Annotated in this window: 16 protein-coding genes and 1 tRNA gene; 6 read left to right on the top strand and 11 right to left on the bottom strand. The window is 54.0% G+C overall.

The genetic code is table 11. The features are described from left to right. Positions 1 to 4: 4 nt before the first annotated feature. On the bottom strand, positions 5 to 460 hold the full coding sequence (locus tag Q0775_RS01930) for an Lrp/AsnC family transcriptional regulator (protein ID WP_298857631.1): 456 nt from the start codon (positions 458 to 460) through the stop codon (positions 5 to 7). Positions 461 to 598: 138 nt separating this feature from the next. Between Q0775_RS01930 and hppD the strand changes: the two genes are divergently transcribed. Then, complete coding sequence (gene hppD / locus Q0775_RS01925) at positions 599 to 1,708, top strand: 4-hydroxyphenylpyruvate dioxygenase (RefSeq protein ID WP_298857629.1); 1,110 nt, start codon at positions 599 to 601, stop codon at positions 1,706 to 1,708. A gap of 99 nt (positions 1,709 to 1,807) precedes the next feature. Here the strand turns inward: hppD and Q0775_RS01920 are convergent, their stop codons facing one another. Both Q0775_RS01920 and Q0775_RS01915 read right to left on the bottom strand, forming a co-directional pair. Beyond that, positions 1,808 to 4,876 carry a hypothetical protein gene (locus Q0775_RS01920; protein WP_298857628.1) on the bottom strand — a complete coding sequence of 1,023 codons (3,069 nt, stop codon included), beginning with the start codon at positions 4,874 to 4,876 and terminating at the stop codon, positions 1,808 to 1,810. Positions 4,877 to 5,029: 153 nt separating this feature from the next. Continuing rightward, a complete protein-coding gene (locus Q0775_RS01915) occupies positions 5,030 to 6,310 on the bottom strand; it encodes an O-acetylhomoserine aminocarboxypropyltransferase/cysteine synthase family protein (protein WP_298857627.1) in 1,281 nt (426 codons plus the stop codon). Positions 6,311 to 6,549: 239 nt separating this feature from the next. Between Q0775_RS01915 and Q0775_RS01910 the strand changes: the two genes are divergently transcribed. Beyond that, positions 6,550 to 7,161 carry a hypothetical protein gene (locus Q0775_RS01910; RefSeq protein ID WP_298857626.1) on the top strand — a complete coding sequence of 204 codons (612 nt, stop codon included), beginning with the start codon at positions 6,550 to 6,552 and terminating at the stop codon, positions 7,159 to 7,161. Positions 7,162 to 7,164: 3 nt separating this feature from the next. Here the strand turns inward: Q0775_RS01910 and Q0775_RS01905 are convergent, their stop codons facing one another. Together Q0775_RS01905 and Q0775_RS01900 are read right to left on the bottom strand one after the other, a co-directional pair. Then, positions 7,165 to 8,175: a hypothetical protein gene (locus Q0775_RS01905; RefSeq protein WP_298857624.1), complete on the bottom strand. Its 1,011-nt coding sequence runs from the start codon at positions 8,173 to 8,175 to the stop codon at positions 7,165 to 7,167. A 2-nt stretch (positions 8,176 to 8,177) separates the two neighbouring features. After that, positions 8,178 to 9,182: a hypothetical protein gene (locus Q0775_RS01900; protein WP_298857623.1), complete on the bottom strand. Its 1,005-nt coding sequence runs from the start codon at positions 9,180 to 9,182 to the stop codon at positions 8,178 to 8,180. Positions 9,183 to 9,566: 384 nt separating this feature from the next. Between Q0775_RS01900 and Q0775_RS01895 the strand changes: the two genes are divergently transcribed. Further along, entirely contained in the window at positions 9,567 to 11,729 is a 2,163-nt protein-coding gene (locus Q0775_RS01895; protein ID WP_298857622.1) for a hypothetical protein, read from the top strand. A gap of 92 nt (positions 11,730 to 11,821) precedes the next feature. On the opposite strand, the gene Q0775_RS01890 is transcribed toward Q0775_RS01895, so the two are convergent. Continuing rightward, positions 11,822 to 12,232, bottom strand: a complete 411-nt coding sequence (locus Q0775_RS01890; protein ID WP_298857621.1) for a hypothetical protein — start codon at positions 12,230 to 12,232, stop codon at positions 11,822 to 11,824. Positions 12,233 to 13,270: 1,038 nt separating this feature from the next. Between Q0775_RS01890 and Q0775_RS01885 the strand changes: the two genes are divergently transcribed. From Q0775_RS01885 to Q0775_RS01875, 3 genes are read left to right on the top strand one after another with little or no spacing between them, the layout of a single operon-like run. Then, positions 13,271 to 14,377 (top strand): ABC transporter substrate-binding protein, encoded by a 1,107-nt coding sequence (locus Q0775_RS01885; protein ID WP_298857620.1) that lies wholly within the window; start codon positions 13,271 to 13,273, stop codon positions 14,375 to 14,377. Continuing rightward, positions 14,374 to 15,477, top strand: coding sequence for an iron ABC transporter permease (locus Q0775_RS01880; protein ID WP_298857619.1), 1,104 nt, complete (start codon positions 14,374 to 14,376; stop codon positions 15,475 to 15,477). The genes Q0775_RS01885 and Q0775_RS01880 overlap by 4 nt, the downstream gene beginning before the upstream one ends. Then, complete coding sequence (locus Q0775_RS01875; protein WP_298857618.1) at positions 15,474 to 16,232, top strand: ABC transporter ATP-binding protein; 759 nt, start codon at positions 15,474 to 15,476, stop codon at positions 16,230 to 16,232. Before Q0775_RS01880 ends, Q0775_RS01875 begins: the two co-directional genes overlap by 4 nt. A 138-nt stretch (positions 16,233 to 16,370) precedes the next feature. On the opposite strand, the gene Q0775_RS01870 is transcribed toward Q0775_RS01875, so the two are convergent. From Q0775_RS01870 to Q0775_RS01850, 5 genes are all read right to left on the bottom strand, one after another. Further along, positions 16,371 to 16,745 (bottom strand): hypothetical protein, encoded by a 375-nt coding sequence (locus Q0775_RS01870; RefSeq protein ID WP_298857617.1) that lies wholly within the window; start codon positions 16,743 to 16,745, stop codon positions 16,371 to 16,373. A 261-nt stretch (positions 16,746 to 17,006) separates the two neighbouring features. Beyond that, complete coding sequence (locus Q0775_RS01865; protein WP_298857616.1) at positions 17,007 to 17,417, bottom strand: hypothetical protein; 411 nt, start codon at positions 17,415 to 17,417, stop codon at positions 17,007 to 17,009. Then, the gene (locus Q0775_RS01860) at positions 17,347 to 17,733 is read right to left on the bottom strand and encodes a hypothetical protein (RefSeq protein WP_298857615.1); all 387 of its coding nucleotides are present in this window, start codon (positions 17,731 to 17,733) and stop codon (positions 17,347 to 17,349) included. The genes Q0775_RS01865 and Q0775_RS01860 overlap by 71 nt, the downstream gene beginning before the upstream one ends. Before the next feature lie 222 nt (positions 17,734 to 17,955). Further along, complete coding sequence (locus Q0775_RS01855) at positions 17,956 to 18,366, bottom strand: hypothetical protein (RefSeq protein WP_298857614.1); 411 nt, start codon at positions 18,364 to 18,366, stop codon at positions 17,956 to 17,958. A 1,952-nt stretch (positions 18,367 to 20,318) separates the two neighbouring features. Further along, positions 20,319 to 20,402, bottom strand: a tRNA-Tyr gene (locus Q0775_RS01850). Positions 20,403 to 20,571: the final 169 nt, after the last annotated feature.

The raw sequence follows: 20,571 nt of genomic DNA, 5'->3' as shown, positions 1-20,571 counted from the left end.
CTTTTTAGGTAGGTAGCGGGCCGTCGCGTTTAAGCTGGTCCATGACGATTTGACTGTGAACGCGAGCCACAGCCTTGTGCGGCAGCAGCACTTCGTGAATCAGCCTGTTGAGGGCGGGTAGATCTTCACAATAGACCCGCAGTAAATAATCCGCATCCCCTGTCATGGTCCAAGCGCTCACAATCTCGGCACGATTGGCAACAAGGCGCGCAAAACTCATGGAATGCTCGGGGCCATGGGTGCCAAGATGGACCTGAACGAAACCTTGCACGGCCAATCCTAATTTGCGCGGCTCAAGTTGGGCGGTGTATTTGCGGATCACGCCTTCTGCTTCGAGCTTTTGTCGCCGGCGCCCGATTTGGGAGGGGGAAAGATTGAGCGTCTCGGCTAATTGATGGGCAGTCAGGTGCGCATCCTCTTGCAAGGCGTCGAGCAGTTGTTTGTCGGTGTCGTCTAGCATGATGCGTCTCTTTCGCGCTTTTGCCTATTAGTATGCGGCTTCTTCGCGGAAGTATCCATATTCGTGCTGCATTATGCGCAAATTTTGTATGTTTATGGCGGTATACTTGCACAAATAGCGCCAAACAGGAGGTACGCCATGGGTCCGTTCCCGCACGATGCACCAAAATCCACGATTACGCCTGAAAACCCTGCCGGCACCGACGGGTTCGAATTCGTCGAGTATGCGTCACCTAACCCCGACGAACTGCGGGAGGTGTTTCGCAAGATGGGCTATGCACATGTCGCCAATCACAAAACCAAGTCGATCGAACTGTGGCAGCAGGGTGATATTACCTATGTGCTGAACTATGATGCGGGTAGCTTTGCCGCGAAATTTGTGGAGATCCATGGGCCTTGTGCGCCCTCGATGGGGTGGCGTGTGGTGGATGCGCAAAAGGCGCTGGCCCATGCGGTAGCACAAGGTGCCGAGGAATATACTGGCGATGGCAAGGTGCTGGATGTGCCTGCGATTATGGGGATTGGCGGGTCACTGTTGTATTTTGTCGACCAGTATTACGATACTTCGCCCTATAACTGGGAATACGATTGGATTGCGCAGTCCAAGCCTGAGGGGGTCGGGTTTTATTATCTCGATCATCTCACCCACAATGTATTTAAGGGAAACATGGACAAGTGGTTCAAATTCTACGGAGATTTGTTCAATTTTCGCGAAATCCGGTTCTTTGATATTGCAGGGAAGTTCACGGGGCTGTTCAGCCGTGCGTTGACCTCGCCGTGTGGGCGCATCCGCATCCCGCTCAATGAAGACCGTGGCGAAACAGGGCAGATTGTAGCATATCTCAAGAAGTACAACGGGGAAGGGATACAGCACATCGCTGTGGGCGCCCGCAACATATATGACGCCACGGATGCGATTGCCGAAAACGGTTTGAAGTTTATGCCACCGCCACCAGAAGCATACTACGAGTTGAGCAAAACGCGGGTTGTTGGCCACGCCGAGCCGATCGAGCGGATGAAAAAGCACGGTATCCTGATCGACGGTGAGGGGGTTGTGGAAGTTGACGGTCAAGAAGGTCCCGAAACGCGCATCTTGCTCCAGATTTTCTCAAAAACGGTGATCGGCCCGATCTTTTTTGAGTTTATCGAGCGCAAAGGCGACGACGGGTTTGGTGAGGGCAACTTCAAGGCGCTGTTCGAGAGCATTGAGCAAGAGCAGATCGATAGCGGCGAGCTAAGTGCGACTTAAGCACAGGAAAATTATGGTTGATATGAACGAGCGCGGGGCGATGCCCCGCGCATTTCTTTTATTCTGAAGTCCTAAGTATCTTTTTCTGGACGCAGCAGGTTAAGGCATCTTCAGCACAACGTTGCGGCCACTTTTTGAATAGCGCAATTCAGAGTTGCTGATAGATGCAACGCGGCCTCCGTCGATACGGTCACCCACTTTTACTTTTTGATAGCGGCCATTACCTAGCCGGACCAGCGCGCGGCGGCTGGACGGTTTGCCGTAGATTCCGATCAGATTGACCTTGCGCAGGTTGATAGCATTTTTAACTGTCGCACTACGCGCAACGGAGGCCTTTGAGGGCAAGCTGGGCTTGACAGTACGCGGCGCTACGGATGCTGCTGCGGCAACACGCGTTTCTTGCTTGGGCGCTGCGCGTTGGGCGCGTTTCACAATGCGGGAGAAATTGCGCGGGCGGGTATCGGGCCGCTTGGACTGCGCTGTGGCAAAGCGTGTGGCAACGATCGGTGCAGGTGTCGGAGCCGCAGCGGGTGCTGTTGGAGTTGTTGGGACCAAAAGTGCGGCAGCCGCGGCCGCAGCGGCTGATTCAGCAGCGGCTTTTGCGCGGGCTTCATCTTGTTCGGCCGCTTTTAGGGCGTCTTCGTCAGCTTCCTTTGCACGTTCTTGAATGGAGCGAGGGCGAAGTGCGGGGCGGAAGGCGGCCAACTCACCTCGGCTTACACCACCAAGCTGCGCACGCTCCGAACGTTCGGACAGGCCGAGAGGGCGGTTCTGTGGGCGCAGCGCGGCAAGTGCCGAAGTCGCTTGGGGTGCAGTGACAGTGGGCTGGGCTGCGAAACGGGCCAGAGTGGCGGGTGGTTTCAGTGGAGGGCTGGCCGAGAAGAGCGTGTAACCTTCGGGCGTGACGACGCCGGTGGGGGTGGGAATGATGAGGCCTGCTGCATCCTTTGCAGTGCGCTGACCGAAGGGCGGTGGCGAAATGGCAGCGGCCAATTGCACGCCTGTATCGATCTCTTGCGGTGCTGGGAGGGCGAAGGCATCGGCGGCACCACTGACAGGGTCGATACCACTGCGGTAAACGGGCGCGTCGACGGTGTCAGGGTCAGACAGCGGTGTCGTAGGTGCAAGGGGCCAAATGCCGGTCACAGCATAGCGTGCTGCGGCCTCTGCCTCGGTGATTACAGGGACCTGCGGATCTGGGCGAGGGTTTTGCGCGGCATCAACCACAGCAGTCTCTTCAGCCGAGAGTACAGGATCGAGCGCTGCAATCTGCACATCTGCGGTGGTGTCGGTTTGGGCGGGATCAATGCCGTCGGGGGTCCGAATAACCTCGGGGTTTATCTGGTTTTCAGGCGCAGAGGCAGTCGCGCGGGTCTTATCCTTTTTGATCAGGCTTGCGATGCCATCGTCAAGAAAAACTGCGGCCCACGCGGCTACACCAGCTAGAAAGACGAGCAAAATCACTGTCATAATCAGGCCGAGAAAGCGCGGCTTGCCGCCGACTTGGCCGTTGCGGGCCCCAAATACAGTCATCCGCTCTGCTTCGGTGCCAACAGCGGGTGCAGCGCTTGTGGGTGCGGGCAGTGGTGCGGCGGGCCCTGTGCGTGGTTTACGGCGGCTCAGAAATCCCCCGATTGAACGAGCTGCCGCAGCAACAGGCGCAGCGGCAGCAGCCGTTGATGCCACGACGGCGGCTGGTTTTGTCAGTGAGCTGCTGTCTGGTGTTGGCGTGCGCACTGCAATGCGTTGGGCGCCGCCGACGGGTTTGGCAGCGGGGTTCGACGGTGGGGCATTGCGGCGGCTGGCAAACCCAGTTGTGGCCGCAGTATCGGGTGGGGGAGCGGCAGCAATGGGGGCATTTGCTGTGAGCGGGCGTGATGCCGCGTCTGATGATCGAGAAGCCTGCTGCGTCGGACCAGAAGCGGCAGCAGCAGCAAGTAAAGCCGCACGCGCGGCGTCTGGCGCATTTTCAGCTTTCTCTAGAGGTGCAGCAGGAGCAGCAACAGGCGTTGGTGCCTTTGATGAAACAGGCGGTACTACTTCAGGCGCTTCAACAGCAGGTTGTTCAACTTCTGGCGCTGGCTTTACTGGCTGTGCTGAAGGTTCCTTAGCGGATGGTTTCTCAGCCGCAGGCAGGGCTTTTGGCGCCGGTGCAGGTGCAAATTCCAGCTCTGGTTGGGACGGCGGAGTGCTGGCTTCGGGCTTTTCTTCGGTAGGTAGCGGTGCGGATGGGACAGAGTCGGGTGTCGCACCGCTCTGCGCTGGTTTGGCCGCCGCAGGCTTTTCTGGGACAGCTTGCGTGTCTATAGGGGCTTCCGCTTGCTTTGCTTCTTCGGTCTTGTCCGCTGGCGGCCCTACAATAGGCTTTGCTGCGTTAGACGGGGCCGGATCATTTTCTGGTACGGGCGTTGGCGCAGCCTTTGGTGTGGGCGCTGTTTCAACGGGGGCAAGCTCCGCCTTTGCTTCTTCAAGGCCGGGTTCTTCTTTGGTTGTTGGCTGTTCGGTTTTCGCCTCAGTTTCAGTTCCGGACTTTGGCTCATGCACGGGATCAGGTGCGGGCGCTGGTGTACTTTCGGGCTCGGACTCGGGCTTTGTGCGCGGCGGTACAAACTCGGGCGTAATTGCGCCAACCACGACCACAGCGATGCCATCAGGCTCTACCGTTTCACCGGCTTCAAGCAGCTTTGCTGCCTCTGATGTCATTCCAAAGAACGGCTCGCCCAAATAGGGCGCCTCATCCGGCACAGCGACAAAACTGACGGGATGAAAGCGGTGCTCGGTTGCGAAGGCTTCTGCCTCAGCCAAAGTCTCGCGCGCGACGGCGGCTACGTGTGTTTTGGGGCCTTCTACGCTGATGTCGTAGGCAAGCTCGGACACCTCATAGGGGGTCGCATCGTGCAGCGCTGTTTCAGCTTCCTTGCGGCGTGCTGCCTCGGACAAGCCGGGAGTATCAATCGTGAGATACTTAATCTGGCTTGCGGGAATAAGCAGCTTTGTACGCACACCCGCAGGTTCAAGGCTGGCCGCGGTCTTGCGCAGCATGGCCAACTCCCCGCCAAGATCAGCGGCGGTGACCGGCACTTCGCCGACCTCACGCCAACCGCCTGCTGCGCGGTGCAACAGTTTGATGCCTTCGAAAGACAATGAGAGTGCAAAATTAGGCTTCATGGGCGGCCTTTAACATGGGCTTGGTTAACCAACAACTTCGTATCACTACAGATTAACGCAGTGTGGGTCCCAAGAAAAGGTCCGCGCACGGTTTTCGGCGAAGCATCGCGGATGGCCCGTGCGCGAAAGGGATCGCGCACGGGTGCTGTTTGGTTACGCTGTGGCCTGTGTCAGCGCCTGATCCAGATCGGCGATCAGGTCATTTGCGTCCTCGGTACCGATGGAAACGCGTACTACACTGGCTCCGGCGCCTGCGGCATCCTGCTGCTCAGGCGTCAACTGACGGTGGGTGGTTGAGGCGGAATGGATGATGAGAGAGCGCGTGTCGCCGAGGTTTGCCACGTGGCTAAAGACTTCCAATGCGTTCACCAGCTTGACGCAGGCGTCGTATCCGCCTTTGACTGCAAAGGTGAAGAGGCCACCAGCGCCCTTGGGGCAGACGGTTTTGCTGCGCTCGTAGTAAGGGGATGATTCGAGGCCTGCATAGGTGACGTAGTCGATGCGGTCATCCGCTTCGAGCCAAGCGGCGATCTTTTCTGCGTTGGAGACATGACGGTCCATCCGCAGGCTCAGCGTCTCGGTGCCCATCAGCGTGTAATGCGCCGCTTGGGGGTTCATGGTCATGCCCAGATCGCGCAGCCCGACGGCGATGCCGAAGAAGGTGAAAGCCAGATTGCCGAATGTCTCGTGGAATTTGAGGCCGTGATAGGCAGGCTCAGGCGCACTGAGCGATGGGAATTTATCGGTGGCGGACCAGTCAAAATTGCCGCTGTCCACGATGCAGCCGCCTGTAACAGTCCCGTTGCCTGTGAGGTATTTGGTGGTGGAGTGCACGACCAGTGTCGCACCATGCTCGATCGGGCGGCACAGGTACGGCGTGGCGGTCGTGTTGTCGATGATGAGCGGGAGCTGTGCTGCATCCGCGATGTCGGCAATGGCACGGACGTCCATAATATAGCCGCCCGGGTTGGCGATGGCTTCGCCGAATACCGCGCGGGTGTTGTCGTCAATCGCAGCTTTCACAGCGTCGAGATCATCGAAGTCTACAAATTTAACTTCCCAGCCGAAGCGTTTGATTGTGTGGGAAAATTGCGTGACTGTGCCGCCATAAAGGCGTGTGGATGCAACAACGTTTTTGCCGGGTGACATCAGCGGGAACAGCGCCATGATCTGGGCTGCATGACCAGAGGAACAACACACAGCGCCAACACCACCTTCGAGGGTCGCAATACGCTCTTGTAGCACGGCAACCGTCGGGTTGGTCAGGCGGGAGTAGATGAAGCCCACTTCTTGCAGGTTGAAGAGTGCGGCGGCGTGGTCAGCATCGCGGAACACATAACCTGTTGTCTGGTAGATCGGCGTCTGACGTGCGCCAGTGGCCGGATCAGGGCGTGCGCCTGCGTGAATTTGTAGTGTATCAAAGCCGTGTGACATTCGTTTCTCCCATTGAATTCAGGCGCACGATTACGTGATTGCAGGAGAGGCGACAAGGGCATGCCACGTGTCAGGAACATCTGCGCGAGTTAGGGGTGCTAGCTGGAATGGGTGTTCCAAAAATCGCACTCGGGGGGAATTGTGTTTTGGTCACACTCGCGATTCATACACAACAAGTATGTTGACGGGTAGGCTTGCATCGCATACACTACAAGTATGTTTTGAGGTAGGAGACAAAAATGACAAAGATTGAAAAAATCACAAAGACAAAATCCGCCAAAGCCCCAAAAGTGGCAAAGGTCGATAAGAAAGTAGGAGGCCGTGCACGTCGCCTCGAGAAGCTTGAAAAGGCTTCTACAGTGACGTTCATGCTCGAATTGCCTGTTCGCAAGTTTATGGATGCACAGGCAAAAGCCGCTGGCATGAATATGACCCACTACATGCAAAAGCTGGTCGAGACCCACGTAATTGCCACCGCACCCAAGGACGACGCGCTGGCACTGCGCCTTGCCGCGAAGCGTCACGTGATTGACCACACGGTTGCATTGGCTAAAAAGCTCGATGAAGCAGGGAAGTTCGACGAGAATTTTATCTTAACCGTCGTAAAAGAAGCGCAAAAAGATGCGAACTTCAAAGCACAATATGAAACCGCACTTGGGGAAATGGACGAAGATGGCAAATCCAGCCGTGCGCGTGTTTCCTTGAACCAGCAAATCGGCCGTGTGATTAAGAAATCAGTTGGCGCACGCGGCAAGCGTAACGAGCAGGGCCGTGTGGTACGCGCACAAGTGCAGGATGCGGTTATCGCGACCTATACGCTGCTTGAGAAGCCTGTAGCGGCTGAGGCCTAAGCCTTAATCGGGGAGTGGCGGCGGGAGTGTTTTCCAGAAACGCCCCGTCGCCAATTTCTCTTCTTCGAACATCAGGCGCAGCGTACTTCCCACGCCGAGCTTTTTGATGATTTTTGTGGCGTTGTTTAGATAAGCCTGCGTGCCCTCGCGCGGCCAATTTGGCGGGTCGGTGCGCATTTCGCGCGTTGTCACGATGAGTGTTGCCGCATCAATCAGGCTAGCGGCATTAGTCTTCAGACTTGCGCAGTTAAATTGAGCCTGCATCGGCGGCTTGCCATCGGACTGTTCGGGGTAGGTCAGTTCGCGCACAAGTCCCGCAGCCCGCATGCCGAAACGTGTTTCCAATTCCCTGTACCCAGTCCCCGTTCGTGTAAGCGTTCCGTGTAACCAAGCGGCTGAAAAAACGCTTGGATCTGGATCTATTTTCTTCACGATATCAGTAGTTTGCTTGAGGTAGCTGATGTAGGAATGGTGTGTGCCAAGCCACAGTGTGTGGCCCATATGGACTTTATTTGCGTATTGAGCGGAGCGGGTAATGAGGCCAATGTCACCCCTCGACGGGGCAGATGGAGCAGGACGGTAGGGTGCCGTCTGGAAATAGCCCCAAGGCCTCTCGACTGTGACAGGTTGTATCTTTTCCGGCCGCTCGCGGTAGGAGGCGTCGATAATATACTCCATGAAATGGAGGGCATCTTCCTTTGCATCAAAGGGAGTGGCGTAATTGTCAGTAATGGTTTCCCATTTCCGGGGAGAATAGATGCCATAGGGACGGATGTTGACCAGAACGCTGCTTGAGATGATGCTTGTGGTCCAACTGCGCGACATACGGTGCAGGCCCGCCACCCGCAGGTTAATGCCGCCCATGCCCCAGAAGGGCACCCCCAGATAGACTTTTGTACCGGCAGAGAACTTACGGGTGCCTTGATAAAAGCGGCCTTTTTCACGGCCGCTGCGCAGATGATCGGAGATGTTGGCGCAGACTACCCAGCCGAGCCGTTTTGCCTCCTGCGTCATCGTTACCGCATCCAGTAACCGTTTGATTTGAGACGGTTGCGGATCGCTTGCTCCTTGCGGGGCATATTTTTCTGATCAAAGAGTGCGCGCGCTTTGACGCCGCGGCCCTGATAAATCATGCGCTTGATAGGATCGTAATTCTTGAGCACCTTTTTGACTTTATTGGGGGCTGTCACATGCTCCAGCACAGCGACCGCGTGATCGCTTTCGCGGGCATAGAGCAGGGGCAGAAGGCGGTAATGGCAAGTTACAGCGCCATCAAGCAGCCCATCGGGCAGGGTGTCGCGTCCACCGCCAAGGGCGTGAATGACGAGGGGCAGGGCGATCTGATCCAGCCAAGGGTCAAACACTTGCGCACAAAGCTCGACAGGCGGTGTGTCGCGAATGGCGAGGGCGTATTCGAGGAATTTTGCGCCAAACTCGTGGGGGCATTTGTAAAAGAAAAAACCAGCATTGAAATAGAGGTAGCGGCGCCAGTATTCGTCAGGTTGGCTCAAATCCAGAGAGGACTCAAAATCCAATCCGAATTTATCATAAAGCGATTTCCACAAACCCGTATAGCCGGGACCGTAAAGTTGGGGATGGGGCCATGTCCCTTCGCGGCGGAGCGAGGCGCTGGGGCGGTCAAAGTCAAAGGGAACTGCGTTCAGATCGCCAGTAATCAATGTGTCGGTGTCGAAGAAGACAAAAGGTTCGCCCTTAGGCAGAGCGCTCAGCATTTCGATTTTATTACCGAAAGGATATTTCTCACCAAAGTGCTTGTTCTCGAAGGGAATGATCTCTGCGCCCATCTCCGTCAGAGCGTCGCGGACTTGCTGGTTTCGGATGGTGGGGTCTTTTTCCCACAACGGACCTACTTGGGGCTCCGCAACCAATACGCGGCCTTTGAAATCAGGGCTCATGGTGCGGAGCGAAGCGACAAAAATCACGGCCTCGTATGACAGCCTTCCATTCTGGCCCACAACAACAACGTTGTAGGGTTTTGCCGCTGTGGATTTGGGTGCCATGCTCTGTCCTTTTTGCTCTTACGTGCGGCAAGATGCGCTTTTTTTCCTGCATTATAGGGTGCAGGTAGCGTTTTGGAAGAGACGTTTTCTGCGCCAACGGTAGTTCAAATGAGGACAGCGGAAGTTCCAAAAGCAACAAAGATCGGGACGTTTGGCGATTCGCTACCAATCGGGCAGTGTTCAATTTCCAAAAAAACAAAATGTTTGTTTTCAAGCGATTGTTGCTCAAAGCGAAACACTCTAGCCGCTAAAAAGCGATCAATCGGGCGAAACCAAGGCGATTGTGTCGCATGAGTGCCATGATAGTGTTTTCCCCTCTCGGCGATCCTAAAGACATGATTAAGGCTTGGCCGTAACGTTCATTACGACTGGGAAATCACTGCCATGAGCTCACAAAACACTGTTACCGCGACGCTGGGGTGCGACCCTATCGTGACTGTCCGCATCTCCGAGACAGATTCTGGCACACTGTTTATTCAGGTTGTAAATGCCGACCAAGTGTCCCCTGCCGACCTTGATGGTCTGTTCTTCAATTTGTCCGACGACAGCACGATCGACAACATTAACTTCTCACCAGAAGCCAACGACGGCAGCATCTTTTCGCCTGTCACAGGTATTCAGGCCGCTGCCAACGCGATTGATACATTGCAGAATGGTGCGCAGGTTGCCGACGGTTACGACATCGGTATCCAGTTCGGCACAACCGACAACACAACAGACGGTCAGGTTGCCAACGCAAACTTCACCTTGTTCTCCGCCAACGGCCAGCCGCTGAGTATTTCCGATCTGGACGTAAGCAGCTTTACCGCTGTTGTAGACAGCGACGATGGCGTGAGCGGTCAGGTTTTGACAACGGGCGACGCGCCAAACGCTGACCCGGTTCTGGTTTCCAAGGAAGTTTTGTTCGACAACTTCAACGATATCAACAGCCCAAGCGAGTCCGACATCATCGACGGTCACACCGACTGGAATGTGTCATGGGACAAACTGGTTACCAACAGCCACAATGAAGGTGTCGTGGAGCTGAAAACTGTGAGCACCGATGGTCCCGCGACGCTGAGCTTTGATGCAAACGTGCACAACACACACCTGTTCGAGAATTCTGGGAGCATGGCAGACAGCCTGCGCGTTGAAGTGAGCATCGATGGCGGTCCTTGGGTCCTGCTGGACGAATTTCAGGTCAATGATGCTGGCACGGCTATGGTTGGTTCCGAGACAGGCCAGACCTTTGGCAACTCCGCAGGCAATCTCTTCTATGAAGGTGGTGTCCTCGATACCGCAGAAGACACTGTTCAGTTCCGCTTTGACTCCGATGTGACGGCATCAGACGAGTGGATCAAGCTCGACAACATCTCTGTCACAGCGTCCGAAGAAGTGGACGGCGAAGTGCAGGCGGTGGAAACTGTTTTGCTGTCCGAAGATTTTGATGACATCCACGATCCAGATGACAGCGCGGCAATCGCCCGTGACGGCGGTTGGGATGTTCGCGGTGACGAGTTGGTCACAGATGGCCACAATGACGGTATTCTTAAAACCGCAGCAGTTCAGGCAGACGGCGATGTCGAGCTGAGCTTTGACGCGCGGGTAGATGATGCCAGCAAGTTCGAAGCCTCCGGTCAGTATGCCGACAAACTCTTGCTTCAGGTCCGTGCCGAAGATGGCTTTTGGCAGACTCTCGACAACTTTGTCGTCAACCATGCAGGCACAGCGCTTGTGGGCAGCAATACTGGCAACGAGATCACCGAGAGCGGCAGCACGCTGACCTATTCCGGTGGTGCGCTGGACGACATCAACGGAAACGTTGAGTTCCGTATCGTGTCTGATATCTCCGCTGGCGACGAGCGCGTGTTCTTTGACAATCTCACCGTGACCGAGACTTCTGCCGCAGTTGTAGACGCACCTTCAGGCGATGCGATCACAGTTGGCTTTGAAGGTCTTGCCTCTGGCGATGTTGTGGATGGTCAGTTTGAAGGTGTTACCGTTTCCGCACAGCGTGCTGGCGATGACGAAAACAGCCAGAATGATGCCATGATCTTTGACACCAACAACCCGACGGGTGGTGATCACGATCTGGAGTATGATGACCGCGGCAATGCACTCATCATTTCCGAGGATAACGACAGCTCGGATGCCGATGATAACGCCCACGGCGGCACCATGACTCTTGATTTTGAAGTGCCCTCCGAGGTGGTCAGCATTAACATGCTCGACATTGAAGAGACAGGCGGCACAATTGACCTGTTCGATGCCGATGGCAGTCTGATCAACACGATCGATATCCCTGCCTCTGGCGACAACAGCCAGCAAGAGGTGATCATCAACGCAGATAACGTCTCCACGATGCAGGTCAATCTTGTCGGTTCTGGTGCTGTTGACGATCTGACGTTCATCCCGAACTCTGATGAAGAGAATGCCGATGATGGCAAAGGCGACCAGTATGACGTTGAGTATATCGCAGGCATCCCTGTTCTTCAGCCAGTGTCCAATGACAAGCTGGTTGAGGCGATCAAGGAAGTCGACGCCGAAGATGACGATCTGATCATTTAAGTCTTTATTCCAATGTAAATACGAAGGCCCCCGTTCCTGCAGTGGAGTGGGGGCCTTTTCTGTCTAAGAGGGGTAGGGGGCTGAGCGCCGCTTTAAGTACGTGCGGCCAATGCCCTAGAAAATTCGGGCGTCGAGGTCATCCGTGTCGCTACTTCCACAGGTACCCCGCGTGAGATCATGCGCTGGAATAGCCGTTTGCCAACGTCGCTCTTGCTCGCAGCGGCGGGAAGGGGCGCGGCAGCGGCGCGGCGAAAGGCAGCGGCATTTTCGAGCCGGCTCATCTGGGACTTGAGGCTGGTACGGCCCGGGCACCCGATTACGATGTCCAAGGGAGCGGGTAAAAGGGCTGCCTTCGTCTCAACGTAGGCGCGTTCATAGAGTGCACAAACTGTTGTGACTTTTGCTGACACTTCGGCGGGAGCGGTAGGCATTGTCGGCGCGGATGTGCTGTTGCACCCTGCCAAAAGGATAAGGGCTGGGAGGGCGAATTGAAAAAAATGCATGATGGGCCTCTAATGGTATTATTCGGTGCCCGTCGAACGCGGGTTTGCGGCGCTTGGTAGCGGCCTAGGGGCTGAATATCAATGAGCTACCAAGTGATGTGCGACTGTGAAAGCGGGTTATGCGCGGGATTCCGCAAGAGGCAAACGGTTTTGGCAGGCACCTTTTGCGCTGACCTTGCTGCGCCACTCAAACAGCTCAAAAACGCGCAAAGTTAGCGCCGAACGAAAACACTATTGCAGCAGCGGTGTGCCAAAGAGATTAGCCGTATTTACCGATTGATCCGCGCGCGGGCAACAGCGAGGGTTCAACGAAATATGGGGCACGCATGGTAGTTGGGCTGAATCTGCTCTTTGATGAAGCTGGCGTTCTGCCTTGAACTTGTGGTTTGACGGCAGCGAATTCCCACAGAACCATGTTGGAGGCGGGGCATGAACGAGTAGCGGCCCCTCGTGTTCGAGAACAGATATTCTCCTGCTATCCGTGACATGCGTTTGGTCCACATCCTGCAGAGTGTCCAAGAATGGCGTTGAATTTTTAGGCGGCAACCTGCAAATAACACTCGATGGACCAATTTCGCGAGTAACATTGAAGAAATCGAACCGACATAAAGGCTGGATGCTTCTTCCAGCGGTGGCATGGCTGTTTATTCAGTTCAGCATGTCTGGGATTATACTCGGATCGCCTGCCAACGCGATGCAAGTCGAAATTTGCTCCCCCTTCGGCATTCAGATGATTGCTATTGATCCTGAAACAGGTGAGCCAATTGAGCAAGCCATGGGGAGCGGGTGCGATTGGTGTCAGTCCTTTGGCGTCATGGTTGATGCGGCCACGCGCCACAATGTTGCCTGGTACCCCTTTGACCGAAACCATAAGCGACTGCTCCCTGTATTGGCGCCCATGGTTTGTCCCATGCGCCTTGTCGCAGATTTTCAAAGTCGGGCACCTCCGACCCTTTGAGTTTTCACAAAACCTGACCGAACATCCGCGCCGCTCTTTTTGAGTTGTGCGAAAACGATCTGTGAACCAAAGGAAACCCTATGTTAAACACACTCTTCCGTGGCGTTGCTGCGGCGGCTTTTGCGGCCTTATTCGCCTTGCCTGCATGGGCAGAAAACATCACCATTACGGACACACTCGACCGCACAGTTAAAATACCCGAAGATCCGCAGCGCATCCTGCTGGGCTTCTACTACGAAGATTTCCTTGCCGTGGCAGGGCCGGATGCATTCGAGCGCGTCGTCGCAATTTCCAAAGATACTTGGGCCGGTTGGCGCAATCTCCAGTGGAAGACCTATGCGGCGGCCATTCCGCGTCTGGAGGAGCTTGCCGACGTTGGTGAAGTTGGTTCAGGCACCTTCTCCCTTGAAGCGGTTGTCGCTGCCAAGCCGGACCTCGCAATTCTTGCAGCGTGGCAATACTCTGCGCTCGGCGAGGTTGCAGACCGCATTGAAGCCGCAGGTATTCCCGTCGTCGTCTTGGATTACAACGCCCAGACCGTCGAAAAGCATGTTCAATCAACACAGATTTTGGGCCAGATTATGGGTGCCGAAGAACGCGCTAAAACGCTGGCTGATGAATATGCCGCTCAAATTGCCACAATTGAAAAACACATCGCAGCTTTGCCAAAAGGGGACGCGCCCAAAGTCTATGTTGAGTTGGCCCGCAAAGGCAAAGACACTGTCGACAACTCCTACTCAGGTACTCAATGGGGCAGCGTGATCAATCAACTAGGTGCGATCAATATTGCCGATGGTCAAATCAGCAATTGGGGTAAGCTCAGCCCGGAATATGTTTTGGCGCAGAATCCTCAGGCGATTTTACTGGCAGGCTCTGGCTGGTCTGGCCGCGATGAAGCCGTGATCATGGGGCCGAACGTGGACAGCGCGGTAACGCATGAACGCATGACTGCCTATCTTGGTCGACCGGGTTGGGGCAGTCTTGATGCGGTTAAAAATGGCAAGGTTTTTGGCATCTATCACGGTGGCAACCGCACCCTTTATGACTACGCATTTCTACAGTTTGTGGCCAAAGGGCTTTATCCCGATGCCTTTGTCGACGTTGACCCGCAGGCGTCACTGGAGCGGTTCTTTAAGCTCTATATGCCTGTAGAGTTTAAAGGCACTTACATGACACAGCTGCCATGAAACCTAAGCCTTCAGGGTTCTCTGTCTGCGTGACCGGAACGGTAACAGATGGGGCGGCGCAAGCGGCCCCTTCAACGGAGATATATGCAGGGTTGATGGTACGGCGGATCATCTGGCTCGTCGTAACCGTGGCTACGCTAGCAATGCTTGTGGTCGCGGATATCCTAATTGGGCCCGCGTTCCTCACCGTCGGAGAGGTGCTTGGCGCACTGTTTGCGCCAAGCCACGCCAGCGCAATGGTGCAGATAATCGTGTATGACATCCGCCTCCCGATGACATTAATGGCAATTCTTGTTGGTATGTCGCTTGGAACCGCCGGTGTTCACATGCAAACGATCCTTGGGAACCCATTGGCCAGCCCTTACACTTTGGGCTTTTCAGCAGCAGCGGGGTTTGGCGCTGCCTTCGCCATTCTGACCGGGGTGACGCTGCCTCTTGTGCCCTGGCTGAGCGTCCCTTTGGCGGCTTTTGTGATGTGTGCCTTGGCCGCAGGGCTGGTCTTTGCTTTTGCAAGTATACGCGGGATGAGTCCCGAAATTATGGTGCTTGCAGGGATTGCCACGCTTTTTATGTTCCAGTCCGCCCAATCTATGGTGCAGTATCTGGCCTCGCCTGAGGTTCTCCAATCCATCGTGTTCTGGCTGTTCGGCTCTCTGCTGAAAGCCAGTTGGAACAACGTTCCTATCGTTGCAGTTTGCTTTGCGATGTGCAGCCTGCTGGTGCTTCCCAACCTATGGCAGTTGACAGCCTTGCGCATGGGCGACGCGCGTGCCGCATCCGTTGGTGTCAATGTAAAAGCGCTCCGCATCAAGCTTTTTGCCATCGTCGCACTGCTCACAGCGAGTGGCGTCGCCTTTGTTGGCACCATAGGCTTTGTCGGTCTTGTAGCGCCCCATATCGCCCGCATGCTGGTGGGCGAGGATCAGCGCATCCTATTGCCAATGGCTGCGCTCACTGGGGCAATCACAATGACGGGGGCCTCTGTGGTCTCCAAGTTGATCTCCCCCGGTGGCGTGATCCCAATTGGCATCGTCACTGCCCTCATCGGGGTGCCGTTCCTATTCTTCCTCATTCTTCGCGGCCAAAGGAGGCACTGGTGAGCCTACAGACAAACCATCTCATCGTGTCGTATGGCAAAAAGCCTGTAATCCGAGATTTCAGCGAAAAATTCATAGCGGGGCAGGTGACGGCCTTGATCGGTTGCAATGGTGCTGGCAAGTCAACGCTATTGCGGGCAATGGCAGGCCTGTCCCCCATGGAAGGGGAGCTCACCCTCGCAGAGCACCTTTTAATCCGGTCCGAACAACACAGTCTTATCGCTTATATGCCTCAAGATACTGATGCAGCCTCATCGCTTTGCGTGCTGGAAGTTGTCCTTCTTGGTCGCCTCGGAAAACTCGGCCTGCGCCTGCCGCTCTCCTTGGTTGAAGATGCGACAGCAGCGCTCGCCGCGTTTGGCCTTCTGGACCTGCAAAAACGCACATTGAACGAAATTAGCGGCGGCCAGCGGCAATTGGTTTACCTCGCTCAAGCGCTGTTTCGTAAACCTAAGGTCTTGCTGCTCGACGAGCCGACAGCGGCGCTTGATTTGCGTCATCAATTGCTCGTTTTGGAGCATGTTCGTGCCTACGCCCGTGCCAGTGGTGCTTGTGTGGCAATCGCCATGCATGACCTCACACTTGCAGCACAATTTTCGGACCGCATGATCGGCCTCAAGGATGGCTATGTCATTGCCTCAGGTCTCGCAGAAGAAGTTCTCACTGCCCAAAGCTTGCACGCGATGTATGGGATTAAAGCGGACATATTTCGCGGACCTTCAGGGCAAATTCAGGTCGCACCGCTCCTTGCTGTCTAATTCGGTGATGCAAGAGTCATCATAAGTTTTTGGCCTCGAAGTGACGGTATCCTCTTTCAGGTGGGGTGGCATTCGAGTTGTGTTTTAGAGGGGTGCGTCCGTTTGGGAGAATTCCATTGTGCGCAATGAGCGTGCCGCTCACTTGCACGAAATTTCCATTGCTTCAATCGCTTGACGCGATTCACTCAGATGGATTAATTGATTTGGGCCATCCCCAATGAGTTTCAATGAGGAGCCTGCTTTCAGCGCGTCTAGAATAGCATGGCCTTTGGGAAGGTCGACATACACCTGTTCGTGGCCATAAACGTCCCCGTTTTGACCATTGAATGTGCTGATTTGGCCGTCAACATCGACGAACACAAGGCCATTTTTGTTTGCAACTTGTGAAGGGCCGTAAGCAAAACGGAAAACCAAGCTTGATGATCCTGCCGCACATTCAATGGACATGGGCCCAAAACCACCGCCGCAGGTTGCTACAGTTGCGCTACTCTTTTCAAAGTCGTTGTGATCCACTGATCTGTCTTTACCATACCATCCTCCAGTCTAGAATAACCCGTCCCTGCAAGGCCCGCTGACTTCTCTGATGGCGTCGTAGTCGACAACACCCGTGTCGTTTATAACAGGAAATCGCTGCGACCACGTTGGGCCAGATGCGCCAACTACCTCGTCGGGGCCAAGAGTGCTGAGTGATACGTTTGCCGACATCGCCTTCCAAGCATATGTCGTCCCACGATCTCGTTCGATTGCGTACACTTCGTTGGTGGCCGTACTCTCCTAAAGAGAGACAAAACAGTGGAAGTGCATCATGTCGGTTCCAAAGCCATCAGGCATGGTGATCAACTTGAAGGCATAATATGCGTGCCGATCTTCGTAGGCGAGCTTTTCCTCCCAAAGCATTCGATTGGTGCAGTAGTCGCCAAGTCTTGTATGATTCAAATCTTCCAAACGCTTGGCGCTCTCTATCTGAATTCCCCAGCGGCCAACACGATCGACACTATCAACAAGAAGGAAGTCTTCTTGTTCCACAATCAACAATTTCTGAATCAGATCAGTAGGAATCCTGCCAGCAACGCTCAGGCGAACAAGATCAGAACCCGCCTGCCGCGCACCCCGCTCAGCCAAGGGCAAAAGTGCGTCGCGCACGCTGTTGGGAATTTTTAATTTTTGGAAAAGCATAAGCTGCATGAAAGCCGATAACGGCATCATGGCGTATTACTCTACTGATATTTCTTGTGTCATCGCCGTCCAGTTGTGCTTCGTGCATGAATGCAATCGCACAAGCTGACAAACAGCTGTCGTTTTTTCCAACATATGTTTGAAATCCAGTTGCGTAAATATACTCAGCCAATTCAATGCTTGCACTGAGTGAACCGCCATGTGAGTTCATCCTGAGGAATTTCTCTTGCCAGTTAATGTCCCAATCCACCGATTGAACAGCAGCTTCTAACCTGTCCTTGTCCCCTTCGAGCACTGGCTCGGTCATATTGACAACAATAGACACACCTTATTGCGTCTGGGTTTCAGCCTTTTTGATCTCAAACTCTGCTGCCTAAGTAGACAATACCATCAGGCCATTGATTCCCGACGCCCACACACTCGATTTCAATGTCATGAACACTCTCTTATATCGCCTATCACTGTCATCCGCATACGCCCGAACGCTCGGCAAAGTCTCGCAGTCCAGCACCAAGGTACATGAAAAACCTTTGGTTGCGCAGCGCATCTATCTGGCTCGTGTAAAATCAGTGAAAGTCGCGGCCGTATTCACCGATCTGGGATACAAACTCTTCCTCATCGCAACGATCTGACGCAACACAGTTTCAACACGGTCGAAATATGAGGCAATCGACACGATCGCGGATGTGATTTCGTTTCGATCAATCTTGCTTGCTTCGATCCTTCGGGTGACGAATTCAACGACCAAACGTTTTGGCACTGCGTTCTCGAGCACGCTCATATCCTGCCCATGCCAAAGGTTGGACAGCGTGACTTGTGACGCGCTCAAACCTTCTGAATTCAGCAGCTCTATCTGGCGACTTGCGGCGTCCTGACCACGTTGCACATCGTCCAAATACAAGCCGAAAGCGGCCACAATAATCGCGATAGGAACCATAATGTTTGCAAAGATTTGCAAGATGTCCCGCCACCACTCCCGCCTTTGCGCTGCTTCTGTGCGGCGAATGGTAATGGTGTTCTCTAGGGGCACACTTATGCTCGCTTCAGGTGCAGTGGGATCGATTTTTCATTCTACGCGGGCTCTATGCTCGAGCCTGCGTCGCCTTTGGTTTCATTCTTAATTCGGTCTATTAACTCTAACCGCAGGGCTTTTGAGGTAACCGCACAGGAGATATCGCGCTTTCAAGCTTCAAAGCTTTGAGACAACTAAGCTCGGCTCTAGAATACACAATATACTCGTCAAACGTGCTGCCATCTGGTGCGATTGGCACGCTGGGAGCCGCGGGAATTGCACTTTCTGGCGAAGATATTGTGGAATGTACGCCAATTGAAACGCCCAACGCCCCAGCACAGACCTAAAGGATGCAATATTCGTTATATTTATACTCTAGAGTCTGGACATAAATATATTCAACCTTGCGACCACCCTCGAATGTTGTTCATCGGATGTTTTGGGACAGTTTTTGTTGAAAGCCCTTCCTGTCAAATCCTTCGATATTTCTTACGCTGGCCCTCATGTTCCATTCGAAGACGTTGGAGCAAATCCGCGCGACATTATTGTTGTCTGGATACCAGCGTAAACTATCGAGAATAATGTCGATTTTTCAACGTTCGAAATCATTCATATAACGATTTCATACATTTTTTCAGGTGGCATTGATGCGATTTTTTGCAACAGGGTTGTTTCTATTTCGAACGTATCGCTCTTCTCTATGAGGTCTCAAAGGGCGGCTGACGCAAGAGCATAGGACTCATCTAGCATGCTAATGGGAATGAGGCTTCCCCCGAAATAGCAAGACTTGGCGCATGCAATCCAAGACCTGCGGAAAAGGACCCTCCAAGACTATAAGAGAGGCAGTGAGGCTGCTGAGAACGTTCGGATGGTAGTTTTGAACAGTGGAAGCCAATATGTTGCATAACTTCTCATCATCACCCGCGTCGATCGTACGGCTGACTTGAAGCCTGATGATCTGGTCGTAATAGAGCCCTCGGGATCGGCCAATTAGATTTGCTTCAATAACCGTAATATCTGCGGCCCACGCAGAACATGATGATATGGAAAATACTTGCGATGATAAGCGCTGAACGGATCAAAAAAGAAATTTCCAGAGTAAGGGCTGTCACTAGAAAGAACTCTATTTAGGGCTCTGTCAAACAAGGTTTAAAAGGCGGTTATCTGTATTTATTAAAAAGAAACAGTTTCTCTCTGCATTGGATAGGCGTATTTTTATGTGGAAAAATCCACCTATCTACTCCCTTTGCGTGCCGCCGGGTTGTGGTTTGAAATCAGCAATCCAATACCTGAACTGCCAATTTGGAACCTACTCACTTCGCCAACAGCGAGAGCCAGTGCGGAAGTAGAGGGGCCCATCAAACGGGGAGTGGTTTCACAAACTTTCTTGGGAGGCTACTTGTTCTGTCAAACCAGCCCACTGTATCCATTTTGGAAGTTCCGAAATCGTTAGTTATCACCATAATCTGCCATTTAGGCGATCGTGCGGTACTGGTTGGCAGCGTCGGAACCCCAAAACATCAACGCTTTCTTTATAGATTGCATGCTCCGACCCTCTTGGGGGTCCAAGTCTACTTAGCAATCTTTTCCGTTTTTTGGATTGGCGGAATTTTTTGGATTGGCGGAAGATGCAACGCGATCAGCTTGGGGGAGAATAGATGACCGTCAGAGACGAGAAAGGCAAAAAATCCGAGATCCACTGTCCTCATGTGCTTAGGGAATTGATCAACTGCCCAAAGCATTGAATTAGTTGGGTATTGACCTAAAAAAGAGAATTAATTTCGAGGTCTGATGTTCAGAATCTAGACAGGACCAATGCATGGAACCGACGTTGTGCGGCAATCCATGTTCATTATTCTATGAACAATGAAATACGTGGTGGTTGGCATGATGTGAAGTGGTGGGCGACCCTGGAATCGAACCAGGCGTGCGTCTCCGCGAGGGAGTTACAGTCCCCTGCCACACCTTGCGGCCTGTCGCCCACTGGCGCTGTGATTATCTGCGGCTCTGGGGCGGGTCAACCATTAAATCCCTCGGTTTGGCATGATTTATCCAAGTGCTGAAAATACTCTCTTTGCGCTCGGTGTGGGTGATATGTCGCGCGAGGCTTGGCCTGCTGGGCGCAAAGGGATAGAGGAGGGGACAAGCGCG

Source organism: uncultured Sulfitobacter sp. (genome assembly GCF_947499945.1).
In the GTDB taxonomy this organism is placed as follows: domain Bacteria; phylum Pseudomonadota; class Alphaproteobacteria; order Rhodobacterales; family Rhodobacteraceae; genus Sulfitobacter.
This window is presented reverse-complemented; position numbering and strand designations above follow the sequence as displayed.

Coding starts and splice junctions, on each gene's coding strand:
- Q0775_RS01880 (WP_298857619.1), top strand. CDS start 14,374: ATGAAACCTAAGCCTTCAGGGTTCTCTGTCTGCGTGACCGGAACGGTA.
- hppD (WP_298857629.1), top strand. CDS start 599: ATGGGTCCGTTCCCGCACGATGCACCAAAATCCACGATTACGCCTGAA.
- Q0775_RS01885 (WP_298857620.1), top strand. CDS start 13,271: ATGTTAAACACACTCTTCCGTGGCGTTGCTGCGGCGGCTTTTGCGGCC.
- Q0775_RS01895 (WP_298857622.1), top strand. CDS start 9,567: ATGAGCTCACAAAACACTGTTACCGCGACGCTGGGGTGCGACCCTATC.
- Q0775_RS01865 (WP_298857616.1), bottom strand. CDS start 17,417: ATGCAGCTTATGCTTTTCCAAAAATTAAAAATTCCCAACAGCGTGCGC.
- Q0775_RS01905 (WP_298857624.1), bottom strand. CDS start 8,175: ATGACGCAGGAGGCAAAACGGCTCGGCTGGGTAGTCTGCGCCAACATC.
- Q0775_RS01910 (WP_298857626.1), top strand. CDS start 6,550: ATGACAAAGATTGAAAAAATCACAAAGACAAAATCCGCCAAAGCCCCA.
- Q0775_RS01930 (WP_298857631.1), bottom strand. CDS start 460: ATGCTAGACGACACCGACAAACAACTGCTCGACGCCTTGCAAGAGGAT.
- Q0775_RS01915 (WP_298857627.1), bottom strand. CDS start 6,310: ATGTCACACGGCTTTGATACACTACAAATTCACGCAGGCGCACGCCCT.
- Q0775_RS01920 (WP_298857628.1), bottom strand. CDS start 4,876: ATGAAGCCTAATTTTGCACTCTCATTGTCTTTCGAAGGCATCAAACTG.
- Q0775_RS01890 (WP_298857621.1), bottom strand. CDS start 12,232: ATGCATTTTTTTCAATTCGCCCTCCCAGCCCTTATCCTTTTGGCAGGG.
- Q0775_RS01900 (WP_298857623.1), bottom strand. CDS start 9,182: ATGGCACCCAAATCCACAGCGGCAAAACCCTACAACGTTGTTGTTGTG.